The 13,526-nt window shown below is 39.0% G+C and carries 17 protein-coding genes; 7 read left to right on the top strand and 10 right to left on the bottom strand.

All coding sequences use genetic code 11. The features are described from left to right. The first annotated feature begins 30 nt into the window (after positions 1-30). Positions 31-930, top strand: coding sequence for a UTP--glucose-1-phosphate uridylyltransferase GalU (gene galU, locus ACOI22_RS05895; RefSeq protein ID WP_420671080.1), 900 nt, complete (start codon positions 31-33; stop codon positions 928-930). 123 nt (positions 931-1,053) lie between these two features. Here galU and ACOI22_RS05890 read toward each other — a convergent pair whose 3' ends face one another. Continuing rightward, a complete protein-coding gene (locus ACOI22_RS05890; RefSeq protein WP_420671079.1) occupies positions 1,054-1,395 on the bottom strand; it encodes a ComEA family DNA-binding protein in 342 nt (113 codons plus the stop codon). A 124-nt stretch (positions 1,396-1,519) separates the two neighbouring features. Here ACOI22_RS05890 and ACOI22_RS05885 point away from each other — a divergent pair, with 124 nt between their 5' ends. Beyond that, positions 1,520-1,735: a hypothetical protein gene (locus tag ACOI22_RS05885; protein WP_420672324.1), complete on the top strand. Its 216-nt coding sequence runs from the start codon at positions 1,520-1,522 to the stop codon at positions 1,733-1,735. A 42-nt stretch (positions 1,736-1,777) separates the two neighbouring features. Here the strand turns inward: ACOI22_RS05885 and ACOI22_RS05880 are convergent, their stop codons facing one another. The 6 genes from ACOI22_RS05880 to queF all read right to left on the bottom strand — a co-directional run bounded on the left by ACOI22_RS05880 (position 1,778) and on the right by queF (position 7,745). Beyond that, positions 1,778-2,503, bottom strand: a complete 726-nt coding sequence (locus ACOI22_RS05880; protein WP_420671078.1) for an SDR family NAD(P)-dependent oxidoreductase — start codon at positions 2,501-2,503, stop codon at positions 1,778-1,780. Positions 2,504-2,509: 6 nt separating this feature from the next. Continuing rightward, on the bottom strand, positions 2,510-3,868 hold the full coding sequence (locus tag ACOI22_RS05875; protein WP_420671077.1) for an AMP-binding protein: 1,359 nt from the start codon (positions 3,866-3,868) through the stop codon (positions 2,510-2,512). Continuing rightward, positions 3,861-4,112, bottom strand: coding sequence for an acyl carrier protein (locus ACOI22_RS05870; protein ID WP_420671076.1), 252 nt, complete (start codon positions 4,110-4,112; stop codon positions 3,861-3,863). The genes ACOI22_RS05875 and ACOI22_RS05870 overlap by 8 nt, the downstream gene beginning before the upstream one ends. A gap of 202 nt (positions 4,113-4,314) precedes the next feature. Beyond that, a complete protein-coding gene (locus ACOI22_RS05865; RefSeq protein ID WP_420671075.1) occupies positions 4,315-5,322 on the bottom strand; it encodes an isocitrate dehydrogenase in 1,008 nt (335 codons plus the stop codon). Between the two features lie 176 nt (positions 5,323-5,498). Further along, positions 5,499-6,890 (bottom strand): nucleotide 5'-monophosphate nucleosidase PpnN, encoded by a 1,392-nt coding sequence (ppnN, locus tag ACOI22_RS05860; protein WP_420671074.1) that lies wholly within the window; start codon positions 6,888-6,890, stop codon positions 5,499-5,501. 45 nt (positions 6,891-6,935) lie between these two features. Beyond that, complete coding sequence (gene queF, locus ACOI22_RS05855; RefSeq protein WP_420671073.1) at positions 6,936-7,745, bottom strand: NADPH-dependent 7-cyano-7-deazaguanine reductase QueF; 810 nt, start codon at positions 7,743-7,745, stop codon at positions 6,936-6,938. 159 nt (positions 7,746-7,904) lie between these two features. Here queF and syd point away from each other — a divergent pair, with 159 nt between their 5' ends. After that, positions 7,905-8,489, top strand: coding sequence for a SecY-interacting protein (gene syd / locus ACOI22_RS05850; RefSeq protein ID WP_420671072.1), 585 nt, complete (start codon positions 7,905-7,907; stop codon positions 8,487-8,489). Here syd and ACOI22_RS05845 read toward each other — a convergent pair. After that, positions 8,455-8,751 (bottom strand): hypothetical protein, encoded by a 297-nt coding sequence (locus ACOI22_RS05845; RefSeq protein ID WP_420671071.1) that lies wholly within the window; start codon positions 8,749-8,751, stop codon positions 8,455-8,457. The two genes, syd and ACOI22_RS05845, sit on opposite strands and share 35 nt — an antisense overlap. Before the next feature lie 247 nt (positions 8,752-8,998). On the opposite strand from ACOI22_RS05845, the gene ACOI22_RS05840 reads away from it, so the two are divergent. Continuing rightward, positions 8,999-9,373 (top strand): DUF3192 domain-containing protein, encoded by a 375-nt coding sequence (locus tag ACOI22_RS05840; protein ID WP_420671070.1) that lies wholly within the window; start codon positions 8,999-9,001, stop codon positions 9,371-9,373. 130 nt (positions 9,374-9,503) lie between these two features. Next, positions 9,504-10,139: a GNAT family N-acetyltransferase gene (locus ACOI22_RS05835; RefSeq protein WP_420671069.1), complete on the top strand. Its 636-nt coding sequence runs from the start codon at positions 9,504-9,506 to the stop codon at positions 10,137-10,139. A 545-nt stretch (positions 10,140-10,684) separates the two neighbouring features. On the opposite strand, the gene ACOI22_RS05830 is transcribed toward ACOI22_RS05835, so the two are convergent. Further along, positions 10,685-10,993, bottom strand: a complete 309-nt coding sequence (locus ACOI22_RS05830; RefSeq protein ID WP_420671068.1) for a DUF3301 domain-containing protein — start codon at positions 10,991-10,993, stop codon at positions 10,685-10,687. Positions 10,994-11,020: 27 nt separating this feature from the next. Then, positions 11,021-12,061 (bottom strand): DUF3549 family protein, encoded by a 1,041-nt coding sequence (locus tag ACOI22_RS05825; protein ID WP_420671067.1) that lies wholly within the window; start codon positions 12,059-12,061, stop codon positions 11,021-11,023. A gap of 118 nt (positions 12,062-12,179) precedes the next feature. On the opposite strand from ACOI22_RS05825, the gene truC reads away from it, so the two are divergent. Together truC and ACOI22_RS05815 are read left to right on the top strand one after the other, a co-directional pair. Continuing rightward, positions 12,180-12,899 carry a tRNA pseudouridine(65) synthase TruC gene (gene truC / locus ACOI22_RS05820; protein ID WP_420671066.1) on the top strand — a complete coding sequence of 240 codons (720 nt, stop codon included), beginning with the start codon at positions 12,180-12,182 and terminating at the stop codon, positions 12,897-12,899. 120 nt (positions 12,900-13,019) lie between these two features. Continuing rightward, positions 13,020-13,469, top strand: coding sequence for a flavodoxin domain-containing protein (locus ACOI22_RS05815; RefSeq protein ID WP_420671065.1), 450 nt, complete (start codon positions 13,020-13,022; stop codon positions 13,467-13,469). Positions 13,470-13,526: the final 57 nt, after the last annotated feature.

Raw genomic sequence — 13,526 nt, 5'->3', positions numbered from 1 at the left:
CGTAAGTAACGCAATAAATAGGAAGCTACAATGAGTCAAGTGAAAAAAGCAGTTATCCCCGTTGCAGGACTAGGTACAAGAATGTTGCCAGCAACTAAAGCTATTCCCAAAGAAATGCTACCCGTTGTTGATAAACCACTTATCCAGTACGTTGTTAACGAGTGTGTGCAAGCAGGACTTAAAGAGATTATTCTTGTTACCCACGCGAGTAAAAATAGCATTGAAAATCACTTTGATACGTCATTTGAACTAGAGGCTACCTTGGAAAAGCGTGTTAAGCGCCAGTTACTAGAGGCTGTACAACAAATTTGCCCTAAAGATGTAACTATTATGCACGTGCGTCAAGGTGTTGCTAATGGCTTAGGTCATGCAATTATGTGTGCTCTACCTATGGTGGGTGATAGCCCGTTCGCCGTTGTACTGCCTGATGTTATTATTGATGATGCAACAAGTAATCCGAAAAAAGATAACTTAGCTGATATGGTTGCAAAATTTAATACTAGCCGTGTTAGCCAAGTAATGGTTGAGCAAGTGGCTCAAGAAGATGTCTCTAAATTTGGTATTGTTGATTTGGAAGGGAAGAATTTAAACCCTGGTGAATCAGCTAAAATTCATAAAATGGTAGAAAAGCCTGATTTAGATGATGCACCATCTGATTTAGCGGTTGTAGGCCGTTACGTGTTATCTGAAAAGATTTGGGACCTATTACCTACTACGCTTCCTGGCGCCGGCGGTGAAATTCAGCTTACAGATGCTATAGATACGCTTATGGAGCATGAGCAAGTTGATGCGTATTACATGAAAGGTAGAAGCCATGATTGTGGAAGCAAGCTTGGTTATATGAAAGCGAATATAGATTATGCTGTTCGTCACCCTGAGCTTGGACCTGAATTTATTGAATACTTGAAAGAAGTAGCTGCCAATTACTAGTAGCTAGCTTCATATTCACAGAATAAAACTATTAAAAAAGCCATCACACTAATTTGAGGTGTGTTGGCTTTTTAGTTTCAGTGCTAGTATGAATAGCGTTTTGACTAGCAGAATAATAGTCGCTTAAATAGTTATTAGCGCGCTTATTTTCTCAAGCATTTTCGGCCCAATACCTTTTACATTCACAATTTCTTCTGTTGATGTGAAGTCTCCATTTAGTTCTCTATAATCAATAATAGCTTCTGCTTTTTTCATACCAACCCCTGGTAGAGTTGATAATTCATCTGCGCTAGCAGTATTGATATTTACAGAGTTTGCTACTTGCGCAGTATCCTGCATAAAAATGTTATTAGCTGTCATGCTAGATAAGCCGGTACTTTTGCCGTTTGCTTGTACACTATGAGAATATTGCATCAAAGCAAGCACTAATACTGAGAAAGTAATCATCCATTTTTGTAGTTTCATTTAAGTTTCCTTTTAGTTGGGTTAGCGTGCAATTGCACGTACAATTAGCTTATAGTTACTTTGCGTGCTCGCCAACTTGGCTTTGAGTACAGATTTTCAAAATTCACTTAATTTCTCACAAAATATGATCACATCCATTCAGTATCAATTTAGTAATGAGCAAGTTGCTCATCGCTTTTTAAACGAGTTAAAGCATTGGTCTTTGCATGAGGTTAAAGGCCGTTTGTTTAAGCGCTCTAGCTGCGTACAAGTTAGCTATGAGTTTGATGGTAGGGGGTTTGATTCAACGTGTTCTGATTTAGATGACCTAGCATCACAGTACAACGGAGTCGAAGTATAAGTTAGGACCTATAATAAGCTGTTCGGGGTAACAATAATTATATTACGCTGTGCTACCTGCATCTATGGTCAAGCTAGTGCCGGTTACATTTCGTGCACCTTCTGATAATAAGTAAACTACGCCATAAGCCGCATCATTAACGTTAGCTAGGTGGCCTAGTGGGCTTCTACGCTCAATGCTTGCTAATTTATTACCTTGTAAACCTGTGGTCATGTTTGTTTGCATGTATCCTGGTGCTAGGGTGTTTACCGTTATATTTGCCCGCCCTAATTCTCGCGCTAGCGATTTGCTAAAGCCTTGCATGGCTGCTTTGCTTGCGCCATATACGCTTAATCCATTAAAGCCGGTAGAGCCAATGATTGAGCCAATGTTTATTATGCGCCCTTGCTTATTAAGCATCATTGAACGTGACACATATTTACTCATTAATATGGGGGCTTCAATATTGATGCGAATAATGTCGCTAATATCCTGTTCATGCATGGTGCCAAGAACGCCATCATTGCCAATCGCTGCATTATTGACTAAACCGTATGGCCTACCATGTGTTTTAACTATTTCTTTTACTAGCCAAGATATTTCTTTAAGCTTGGCAAAATCAAACATGTAGAATGAAAAATCTTGAGGGTATTTTTGGCTGAGGGATTCGCTTGCTTCTGTTATACTTCGGCTTATAGCAATTACTTTATATCCTTCTTTTAGCAATACTTTACTAATTTCAAGCCCCAAGCCTTTTCCCGCTCCCGTTACAATTACCGATTTTTTCATGAAAAATTACCTTTTTATTTTTCCGTTGATATTAGTAGCAATCGTTTGTACAAAATTAAATGTTGCGGGTATTTCAAAAGTGTTCAGCTTGCCTTTGCAGAAAAATTTTAAGTTTCTTTTTAGCGCTTTGTTATCCAATTGCTCTTTATGTGTTTTAAGTACAATATCTGCGCAAACCAATGAACCCAATATTGAATTTGTTTTAGCATAACATCTAGCCATCAACACTTCTGGGTGAGCCAGTAGGACGTTTTCGACTTTCTCTGGCATTACTTTATTGCCCCCCACGTTTATTGAACCATTATCCCGACCAATAAATTGTACGCGTTCGTTTAGTACTTCAACCATGTCACCGGTATTGATAAAGCCATCGTTATCTTTGCTTAGTTCACCTAATACAATATCATCTGCAGGAAACTGAGTTTTTATCCATAGTATTCTATTAACTACTTTTAACTCAACAGGCAGCGATTTACTTTTGTTTAACCAAGCGCTCGGAAATCCCGCTTTTTTATCTTTGACCGTAATTGAAACTCCCGCTTCAGTAGAAGCGTAAATATGTATAATGTGAGCCTTAGGAAATGCATGCACTAATGAATTAAGTAAGGTTTGTTGGCTTATTTCGCCCCCTAAGGTGATATTACTCAAAGATAATAGTGCATGTTCAGGGCTCATGAGGAATTTACGCCATAAAGAGGGGGTTGCTGAAATGCTATTTACATTGGCTCGAGTAAATACGCTTAGCAAAGCACTTGTATTACTTAAATCGCTTGCGACTAAAAGTGATGAACCAGACGCTATAGCCTGTAAATACACCTGTAAGCCAGCAAATCGGTTTGGCTCATAACATAAGCCCCAGCGATATTTTTGCCCTGCGTCTATATTCTTGCTACTTGTCGCGAATAAGGTATCTAATGTGTAAGATAAGAGCTTCGGCTCACCTGTTGTGCCTGAAGTAGCTAACAAGCAAGTGCATATGTCTTGTGAATTGGCATCATCATGATTTGCAAAAGGTGTATCTTCACTAATGCGAGTGATATTTTTTATCTTCCCTTCACTTAACTCTATAATGAAATCAATTTTGGCGGCTTTATAAATTCTCTTAGCATGCTCGGGAGTAATGTCTTGTGCTTGTAAATAAATACCGCTTAGCAAAGAATTAAGAGCGGGTAACAAGAGTGCTATTGTGTAACTGCTATCGCTTACAATTGCACCTCTTGCATTATTTAAATGAGCGTATTTTTTAGCTGTGTCATCAGTGAGCTTTAGCACAGCGCCATAGCTTAGTGCTTCACCTTGCTCATCAAGTAAAAATGGCCGTTCAGGCGGAACTAAAGAAAGATATTCCCTTAGTGCTTTAGCCATTTGCATTCTCGTAAATATTTACGAATTCACCGAAAGTTGTTGGATAAACTGGCGTTTGCATTAACTGAAATGGGTCAAACCCAAGTTCTTCATCAAGTAGGGCAACTAAAATGGCAAACCCTAAAGAATCTAAATCAGTATCTAATAGTATTTGCTCATCACGAATGGTGAGGTACTCTTTATCAGAATCAATTTGCTCTAAAGCTTCGTTAAACTTTTCTATTATTGTTTCTCTCAACGCCACTGTTGCCTCTCTTATTTTAAAGCGTAATAAATTAGCCAAAATTTTGTTGTTTAAACGCAATACTGCTAAATAAGTACTTGCTATACAAATACTAAGCCAAAATTTAAAGTGGCAATGCAATAAAGGCTTTATTTTGGAAATAAAAAAACCAGAGCCGCTTTTTGCGTACTCTGGCTTATATTCTTTCCTAAGACTTTAAGTGTTACAGTCTTTCTAAAATTGCCTGCGTGAAGTCAGTGGTGCCGTGCTCCCCACCTAAGTCGCGAGTCGTGCGATCGCCTGATTCAATCACATCTTTTAAAGCGCTTCTAATTTTTTCTGCTTTATCGGCCATATTCAAATACTCAAGCATTTGAATCGAAGCTAAAATAACCGAGGTTGGATTAGCTAAATTTTTACCTGCAATATCAGGTGCTGAGCCATGTACAGCTTCAAAGATTGCGCAATCTTCACCAATGTTAGCGCCTGGCGCCATACCTAATCCGCCTACTAAACCTGCACATAGGTCAGATAAAATGTCACCAAATAAGTTTGTGGTCACAATCACATCAAACTGATGTGGGTTCATTACAAGCTGCATACAGCAATTATCAACAATCATTTCATCTGACTGAATGTCAGGGTAACGAGCGCCTACTTCACGAGCTACTTTCAAAAACAATCCTGAGGTTGATTTAAGAATGTTAGCTTTGTGAACGGCGGTGACTTTTTTACGGCCTTCGCGGCGAGCAAGTTCGTATGCAAAAACCACTATTTTTTCAGCACCTTCACGCGTAATTTTACTCATGGCTTCAGCTTCATTGCCATCTTCCGAAACCACTTGGCCTAAGCCTGAATACATACCTTGAGTGTTTTCACGCACAGTAATAATATCAATATCTTCATAACGAGCTTTGGTACCGTTAAATGATAATACTGGGCGCAAGTTAGCATACAGTTTAAATTGCTTACGCAGACTCACATTAATTGACGTAAAGCCTTCCCCTACAGGAGTAGTTAAAGGGCCTTTTAGCGCGACTTTGTTTTTCGCAATTAAGGCTTTGGTTTCTTCAGGAAGCAACTCACCATGGTTTTCAAGTGCCATCAAGCCAGCATCTGCATAGTCGTAGGCAAAGTCGCATCCTACTTTATTAAGCACTTGAATCGCAGAATCGATGATATCTGGGCCAATACCGTCGCCTGGAATTACGGTAATTCTTTGTTGTGTCATTGGGTTTCCTTGTTAGCTAAGCGCTACTTGATTTAATCGTAATGCGTTTATTTTACACCAGTCTTTATAATTCAGATAGCATGTATGGCCAAAATTGATTTGAGTGATGGGTATGTAATCGCTTAGCGCATAGAAACTGCGCGAGTAATCACTGTGAATGAGTATTAAGGGAAGCATTAAGCATGTACCTTATAACAAGGAGTATAAGTTGAGCCAGGAAGCTTCATTCGCCCTTGTGCGACAAAAGAGCTTAGTAATGTGTCCATTTTTTCCATCAGTAGAGCATCGCCACTAAGTTGGAAGGGGCCTTTCTCTTTTATTTGTTTAACCCCATCAGACTTAACGTTACCCGCTACTATACCTGAAAAGCACTTTCTCAATGTGGCCGCTAAGGCAGAAATTGGTTGGTTCAAATGTAAATCTAATGCAGCCATTGATTCGTGGCTTGGAATAAAAGGCTGTTGAAAATCAGTAGGTATATGTAAGGTCCAATTAAAATTAAATGAATCGCCTTTTTCTTTTCTAAAGTCTTTCACTGTTTCTTGTGCTTGCGCAAGCTCGGTGGCAACTTTAGCAGCATCACCAACAATTATTTTGTACTTACTTTGAGCTTGCGGGCCTAAGGTGGCGCCAATAAAGTCATCTATTGCTTCAAAGTATGAACGCCTGCTTTCAGGGCCTGTTAGTATCAAGGGAATAACTTGGTCTTTGTTGGCATCATCTAACATTAATCCGAGCAAATAAAGCAACTCTTCAGCCGTGCCTACACCACCTGGAAATATCACAATTGCGTGCGCAATTCGAACAAATGCTTCAAGGCGTTTTTCAATATCAGGCATAATAATCAGTTCATTTACAATAGCGTTAGGGGGCTCTGCGGCTATAATGCTAGGCTCTGTTATACCCAAATATCGGCCTTGCTTAATTCTTTGCTTAGCATGGCCGATTGCGGCTCCTTTCATGGGGCCTTTCATGGCTCCTGGTCCGCAGCCTGTGCAAATATTCATGCCTCGCAAACCAAGCTCGTAGCCAACCTCTTTGGTATACTTATACTCTTCCATTACAATAGAATGCCCACCCCAACAAATTACCATGTTTGCCGGAGCCTGAGCACCGATGGCATTGGCATGGCGCATCATATCAAATACCACGTGGGTAGTAATGTTAGTGTCGTTATTGGCGCAATCAGGAGTTTCTATTCTATGTGCAATAGAATCAAATTGAGCGTTGTGCTTACTGCTCATATAGAGCATATCGCGCAGCACAGAAAACAGGTGCTCATGTACTCCTGAAATTAACTTTCCGTCTACAAAGGCATTTTCGGGTGGATTTGTGAGTTCAATTTTAACCCCTCGCTCTTTACGAATAAGGCGAACTGAAAAATCTTTATACTCATCAAAAAGAGCCTCTGAATCATCTTGCTCAACACCCGCATTTAGCACTGCAAGGCAGCAGTTTCTAAAGATTTGATGTAGGTCATCTGTTGTTGATTGTTCTAGTAGATTCATTTCTAACTGTGACAGCTGCGACATCCAACCAACGGGATTTAACTGGTAAACGTTACTCATCTAATATCCTTTGTGACACATTTATTTTGTAATAGTGCGGGTAATTTATTGTCTAGCAAGGCGTTCATCTTGATAGGGCGATTCAAAGTTAGATCTAAATGGGTTTATATCAAGGCCCCCGCGGCGCGTGTATCTTGCATAAACGGTAAGTTTTTCGGGTTGACAAAAACGCAAAATATCATAGAAAATTCGTTCAACACACTGTTCATGAAATTCATTGTGTTGTCTGAAAGAAACAAGATATCGCAAAAGTGAACTATGTTGAATTTTTTTACCTTCGTATTTGATCATAACACTGCCCCAATCGGGTTGATTGGTGATCAAACAATTAGATTTTAACAAATGGCTTACTAAGGTTTCTTGCACATGTCCTGTTTCGCACGATAACTTTTCTGGTTGTAGGCCATAATTATCAATTTCAATATCTATGTCATCTAGAAGAGTACCGCTAAAATCGCCAATTTTGAGCTGCGAGAAATCGCGACTTGGTATTAATTTGAGCCTTACCTCAGCGCCAGCGCATTTTGATAAGTCCCTCTGCATTAAGTTCAATACTGAATCAGCGTCATCAAACTTGCTTTGATTGAAACTGTTTAAATAAAGCTTAAATGATTTTGACTCAATCAAGTTAGGCGAATCAATGGGGACGCTGCATTGTAAAATAGCCACAAGCGGTTTACCTTTCGTGTTTAACCATGACACTTCATAGCCATTCCACATATCTGACCCAGTAAAAGGCAAAGGGTCAGGTAGCGCTATTTCATCTCGACTCAAGGAACGTGGCACCCCCTGGAGTAGGGATGCATCGTAGTACTCTGAATATTCTGTTTTTTTACCTAGTGTTAAATGATCCAATGAAATTTCCTTGCAAATATAGTGACTCAAATATTAGGCTGGCAAATGCTCGCCTCTTTGTTGGTTTAATCTTATCATGAAGGCTGCTTTCTTTTCAGAATATGCCTTGCTATCCTCTTTCGCTAATAATTGTCACCTTTTAAGAAGGTATTGAACGCTATGACCCCTCACGCCCCTTTATTTGAAAGTATTTTTGACCAGTTTGTGCAATCTTACATTGATCAATCTACGCCCGCTAATCAAGGTTTACTTACGTATTTCGATAAAGATTGGATGTCGCCATGTATAAAATCAGACGATGTTGTTAACAAGGCAAACGAAGATTTGGTTCCTTGGCAGCCTTTTTCAAGAGCAGGGGAGGCAAATTTATCTAATATTGAAGAGGCTTTATCTATAAAAATACCGCAGGAGCTTCAATATTTATTCTGTGCTTATTACAGTCATGATCTAAATGCACACGCAGATGACGGTAATTTTACGATTTTACAGGCATGGAACGAATATGATTTTGACCGCTTGCAAAAAAACTTAATTGCGCATGTATTAATGAAGCGTAGATTGAAACAAGCTGATACCTTGTTTTTTGCCATTACCGACGAAGAAGACATTGTATTGTCAATAGATATAGCAACCGGCGCGGTTGTAGTTGAAAGGGTGGGTAAAGAGCCACATAAAACGGTTGCTGTAAATTTAAGTGAATTTATTAACCTTATTTCGCCAGCGCCTGCTCTTGTAGAGCTTTAAGCTCTAGTTTTATCGCATCTAATTGCCGCTGTAATACAGCTATCTTTTCTCCACAATTGCAACAAGCACTCTGCACCGGCTCTTCTTTATGTTCTGGTACTTCAAATGCTTGATTCGGATTTGCTTGAAACAACTGCAAGCCTTTTAAAACTTGAGCTAAGGGTAAAGGGCTTTGCAAATGCATTTTTACAAGAGCGGTTGTGGGTGTTTTTCCTTCCTTTGTCAATTTCTGACAAATACTAATTACGCTTGAAACTGACATTTTTTTTACTGCTAAAATTACCAATAATTAGCGATATTTTTAATTAAATAGTGCTATTGACACAAGGACTTTATGAGTAAATATTGGTTTCAATCATAAGTTATTGTTTTAGTTAGAATAAAACATTCTTTGTATTGTGGTCTGGTTTTTGTAATAAGGCTATCAAGTATATCCTTTATCTGCGTAATCTTGGTAAAGGGGCAATTCTTTAAATTATATATATTGTAGAGCACGCAAAGGAACTATTATGAAAAAAAGTATTATCACACTCGCTGTAAGCGCATTTTTATTATCAGCTTGTGTTATTTCAGTACAGGATGATTATGACGATCAAAGGCTGAGTCAGCATGGAAGTTGGTCTGAACTAGAACAAAGTAACAGAGAACTTATAGGGCAACTAGATATGGATGCCTCCATTCAAAGTGTTAGAAGCAAGTTGGGCGTCCCTGATTTTGATGAGCTTCTCAAACAAGAAGGTTCTCAGTATCGCATTTTGTTTTATCGCACCCAACGTAAGAGTGGCGACGGCGCTACCACTAAAGACGAGTGCACTCCTATTGTGTTTGAAAACGGGCAATTGATAGGCTTCGGTGAAAGTGCCTTAGATATCATTAAGGTGTAAGACCAATCACTTAAATTCGGAACCATCCCAAAACAAGGGTTAAATGTAAATTAGTTGTTACAAAATTCAATTTATTGCATTACACTGGTTAAAACTTAATCAGTAACGTTTGTTTTAGGATGACCAATATATGACAGTTGCCGAATACCAACCTGATCTGCAAAAAATTAGAGCTGCATACTTAAGCGCTGATGACTTAAGAGTTGCAGCATCTATTCTTTATAACGCTTATTTTGACGATCCACTTTTTGTTGATATTTTTCAGGGTGAAAAAGAGGGGTATGAAGCCCGTTTAAGAAGCGCAATTAAAGAAGAAATTAATACCTACTACGACGCCAAACAACCTCTGGTCGGATTATTCGAAGATGACCGACTCCTGGCTGTGACCTGTTTAACAAATCCTGATACTGCTTTTGGAGCAGGCCAATTTTGGCACTGGCGCTTGAAAATGCTGCTTACTGCAGGGTATTTTGGCACTAAGCAGATGATTGCCAAGGAAGAAAAAGTTAGAGAAAAAATTCCAGCAGAAAATTACCATATGCTATCTCTTATAGGCGTTCATCCAAATTATCAAGACATAGGCTTAGGGCACGTATTGATGAGCGCAATTTTAGGGCTAATGGTTGAAGATGAACTATCGCAAGGTGTTGCTGTGTTAGTGACTTTACCTAAATGCATGTCTTATTTTTTAGATGCAGAATTTGAGCGTGTAGAAGAAATTGAAGTGGGACACATTACAGGTACGGTAATGTTTCGCCCCAAATAGCGCCAAATTTACCTTTTATATTGTAAGAAATTTCTTACAAGCTTGTGAGCATTTCCGCTACTTTTACATGTTAAAAGCTGAGCGCTAAATAAAAATACTAATGTAATCATCGGATTGTGGTTTAGAGTCAAAATGTATACTTAAGTTCACAAAAACTTAATTAAAAAAAGTTAACTATGAAGTGCTCGATAGGTCTATTCTATACCTGTCTTAAGGAATTCTTCAGGATGAAGAGAATGAGACTGACTAACTGGATGTTAGGAATAACAGGGATGATATTAAGGGATTTCTTGGCAGATGCCAATAAAGGACAACTCAAAGGTTTGAGATTCCAAATGAAAATGGATTGATTTGGATTAGGGAAAAAGGAAAGGGATCTACACAAGGCGTGTTGCCTGCTTAGGATTAGCGGGATGAAAACGGAAAGGGGAGTAAGGGATTCAGTATGGATGAAGTTGCAGCAAAGGAACGCTGAGAGGGATACTCAAAATTTTAAGAAAAGGCAGGCCTATGGTCTGCCTTTTTGCATTGTTAATCGTTATTCTTTAATTAGCGATTCGGTAAGCGGGCAAATCTATATTAATCACTTCTTTTCCATGGCAAGTAAGTGTACCTAAATAACCTGATTCACCGTCACTACTAAACTCCATTTGATATCTCAGTTGCCAATCCAACTTACCTTTATAAGCGGTGAATTTGCTTCCTGTACGAGCTAGGGAAATGTACTGCAGATTATGTTTATTGCAGTACTGGTTCGCATAGCCAACCATATATTCAGAAATTCCGCGTAAGCGCCAAAATTGAACGACTATTAATACACATACAAATACTAAGATTAAGGATAACAAATTCAAAGGGTTCTCTCTATTGTGAAGTAGGCATCATCGCGTGAAAAGCCTACCAATTCCTTGGGATACTAAATTACTGCGCTTTGTATTACGCAGCAGACCAAGCATCGATGCGCGGCAACTAGGTACTTTCACAAGATCAGCGTAAATGCCAAGAAATAAAGCAAAACTGTCATCTTTTGCAGCCACTTTATCCATGTATGAAAGTAAAATGCTTTCTTCGTTAAGAATATGCCAGTATCTACCGGCAATTAATACTAAGGTTTCTATATCTAAGGCTTCATCCCGTAAAATCAACTGTTCTACGAAGTGATTTGCTAAAGATATGTTTGCTGGTTCGAAATGACTAAGCGCACGTAAACTCAATTGACGCAATACAGGCTCTTGGCTGCTTTTATAAAAGGCAATAATGGCTTTACTTAGAACATCGTTAATTTTTATACATTCTAAACTGGCAAATAAGCAACTTAGCATAGGAACTGGCAAGTGCATTAGGTGTTTCGCTAAGGTCAACTGAACAGGGCATGTGTCGCTACTATCACTTGTACTTACGTAATCTGCTATGTCTTGTACGCTTAGTATTTGCCAATCTTGCACACTTGGTGCTTGCATATACTGGACTACTTTGTTGTTGCCAGCTCGAGTTTGCTTCAATGCTTTATGAATACGAGCATTACAGTCAGCAAGCTGTTGCTGACTTGGTTGAAACACGAATGGGTTTTCAGGTAATTGAGCTTCTTCATTGCTAGTATGCTGTAACTGTGAGCCTAGGGCGGTAACTACTATTTCAAGAAACTGATTTCGCGCAGCTTGTATTAAAAGCCCATTTTCATCTAGAGGTAGTTTGATATACCAAATATATTGCTCTTGGCTTTCTTTTTCATTCCAGAAACAAATGCAAAACCAAGCATGTTCTTGGCGCGGATAAGCGCAAGGTGCAAGTTGATTTTCCCAATCAAAAAATTGCTGATTATCTATTGGTTTAATTCCACGACCTAAATCGAAAACGATATACTGTGTTTGCGCTTGTAATAAAAATTCACTGAGCGTGTTAATTTGCTTAGCTTGTGTCATATTGCTTTGGTTCTTTCGGTGATAGTTAAAAAGAATCGACGCTCTTGCTTAGGCCGAGATTCTGTTATTATACGTCAATTGTTGTTTAGTAGCGATGCGCTACTTAGAGAATCCTCTTATGTTAAAAATTCATTATCAAGACGAGCATCTTGTAGTGGTGCATAAACCATCTGGTTTACTCGTCCATCGAAGTAATATTGATCGTTATGAAACACGTTTTCTACTGCAATTATTGCGTGATCAAATAGGCCAGCAGGTTTTTCCAGTTCACCGCTTAGATAAACCCACATCAGGCTTAATAGTGTTTGCTTTAAATAAGCCTTGTACGCAATTGTTAGGGCAAGCTTTTGCAGACAAAACAATTAAGAAAAGCTATTTGGCAGTGCTAAGAGGATATACTGAAGATCAAATTATTGATTATCCCTTAAAAGAAGAGTTAGACAAAATGACTGACGCTAAAGCTCAGCAAGATAAAGCTGCGCAAGAGGCGGTTAGCGAAGTCACTTTGTTGTCTACCTGCGAGCTACCGATTCCAGTAGGAAGATACGAACAAGCACGTTTTAGCTTAGTTAAATTACGTCCTCAAACGGGGAGAAAGCATCAGTTACGCAGGCACATGGCCCATATTCGACACCCAATTATTGGGGATACGACACATGGCGATGGCAAACAAAATGCTTTCGCAAGAGAGCACCTGCAACTTAATCGCTTAGCTCTTATAGCGCATCAATTGAGTTTTACACATCCTATTACGCAAGATCTCATAAATTGCGAAGCTGATATTGATGATGACTTGCAAGCGATTATGGATATTTTCGAAGATAAAAAAGAACTTTAAGTTGGGAATTCCATATTTATACCTAGTTAGGTATTGAATAATCTACAAGCTGCCTTACATATAGGGTAGGTCATTAAATTTACATGTGCCAAAGGCATTACAATAGTTGAAAGGACAATTATGAGTAGTATAAGTATTTTTGCAGGCTCGGTTTACGGGAATGCGCAGCATGTTTCTGAGGAAGTGCAAAACATGTTGAGTGACAAAGGGATTCAGAGCGAAGTATTTTCTGATCCTGATGAATCCGATTTTATTGCTGCTGAGTCAATACTCGTGATTACCTCAACCACAGGACAAGGCGATGTGCCGCCTAATTTAGAATTATTTTATTCAGACTTACGAGATAACTTTCCATTGATGAATGGAAAACCGTTTGCTGTAGCGGCCTTAGGCGATAGCAGTTACGGTGATAGCTACTGTGGAGGAGGGCGTCAGTTTTATGATCTGATGCTTGAATTACAAGGCAAATCTGTGGCAGATATGTTTGAAGTAGATGCAATTGAAACTTTATCAGCCGAAGATGAAGTTGTGCCTTGGGTGGAATCTATTGTTTCTGAACTTCAAGTGTAGTGGCATCAATACATTATACGTATAAAAAAAGCGCACTTAGTGCGCTTTTTTGTGTTT

This window comes from Glaciecola sp. 2405UD65-10 (assembly GCF_048820975.1).
GTDB lineage: Bacteria > Pseudomonadota > Gammaproteobacteria > Enterobacterales > Alteromonadaceae > Glaciecola.
The sequence above is the reverse complement of the archived record's forward strand: the minus strand, read 5'-3'. Positions and strand labels throughout refer to the sequence as shown.

Excerpts from the sequence above, each read along its gene's own strand:
- galU (WP_420671080.1), top strand. The coding sequence starts at position 31 with ATGAGTCAAGTGAAAAAAGCAGTTATCCCCGTTGCAGGACTAGGTACA.
- ACOI22_RS05890 (WP_420671079.1), bottom strand. The coding sequence starts at position 1,395 with ATGAAACTACAAAAATGGATGATTACTTTCTCAGTATTAGTGCTTGCT.
- ACOI22_RS05885 (WP_420672324.1), top strand. The coding sequence starts at position 1,520 with ATGATCACATCCATTCAGTATCAATTTAGTAATGAGCAAGTTGCTCAT.
- ACOI22_RS05880 (WP_420671078.1), bottom strand. The coding sequence starts at position 2,503 with ATGAAAAAATCGGTAATTGTAACGGGAGCGGGAAAAGGCTTGGGGCTT.
- ACOI22_RS05875 (WP_420671077.1), bottom strand. The coding sequence starts at position 3,868 with ATGGCTAAAGCACTAAGGGAATATCTTTCTTTAGTTCCGCCTGAACGG.
- ACOI22_RS05865 (WP_420671075.1), bottom strand. The coding sequence starts at position 5,322 with ATGACACAACAAAGAATTACCGTAATTCCAGGCGACGGTATTGGCCCA.
- ppnN (WP_420671074.1), bottom strand. The coding sequence starts at position 6,890 with ATGAGTAACGTTTACCAGTTAAATCCCGTTGGTTGGATGTCGCAGCTG.
- syd (WP_420671072.1), top strand. The coding sequence starts at position 7,905 with ATGACCCCTCACGCCCCTTTATTTGAAAGTATTTTTGACCAGTTTGTG.
- ACOI22_RS05845 (WP_420671071.1), bottom strand. The coding sequence starts at position 8,751 with ATGTCAGTTTCAAGCGTAATTAGTATTTGTCAGAAATTGACAAAGGAA.
- ACOI22_RS05840 (WP_420671070.1), top strand. The coding sequence starts at position 8,999 with ATGAAAAAAAGTATTATCACACTCGCTGTAAGCGCATTTTTATTATCA.
- ACOI22_RS05835 (WP_420671069.1), top strand. The coding sequence starts at position 9,504 with ATGACAGTTGCCGAATACCAACCTGATCTGCAAAAAATTAGAGCTGCA.
- ACOI22_RS05825 (WP_420671067.1), bottom strand. The coding sequence starts at position 12,061 with ATGACACAAGCTAAGCAAATTAACACGCTCAGTGAATTTTTATTACAA.
- truC (WP_420671066.1), top strand. The coding sequence starts at position 12,180 with ATGTTAAAAATTCATTATCAAGACGAGCATCTTGTAGTGGTGCATAAA.
- ACOI22_RS05815 (WP_420671065.1), top strand. The coding sequence starts at position 13,020 with ATGAGTAGTATAAGTATTTTTGCAGGCTCGGTTTACGGGAATGCGCAG.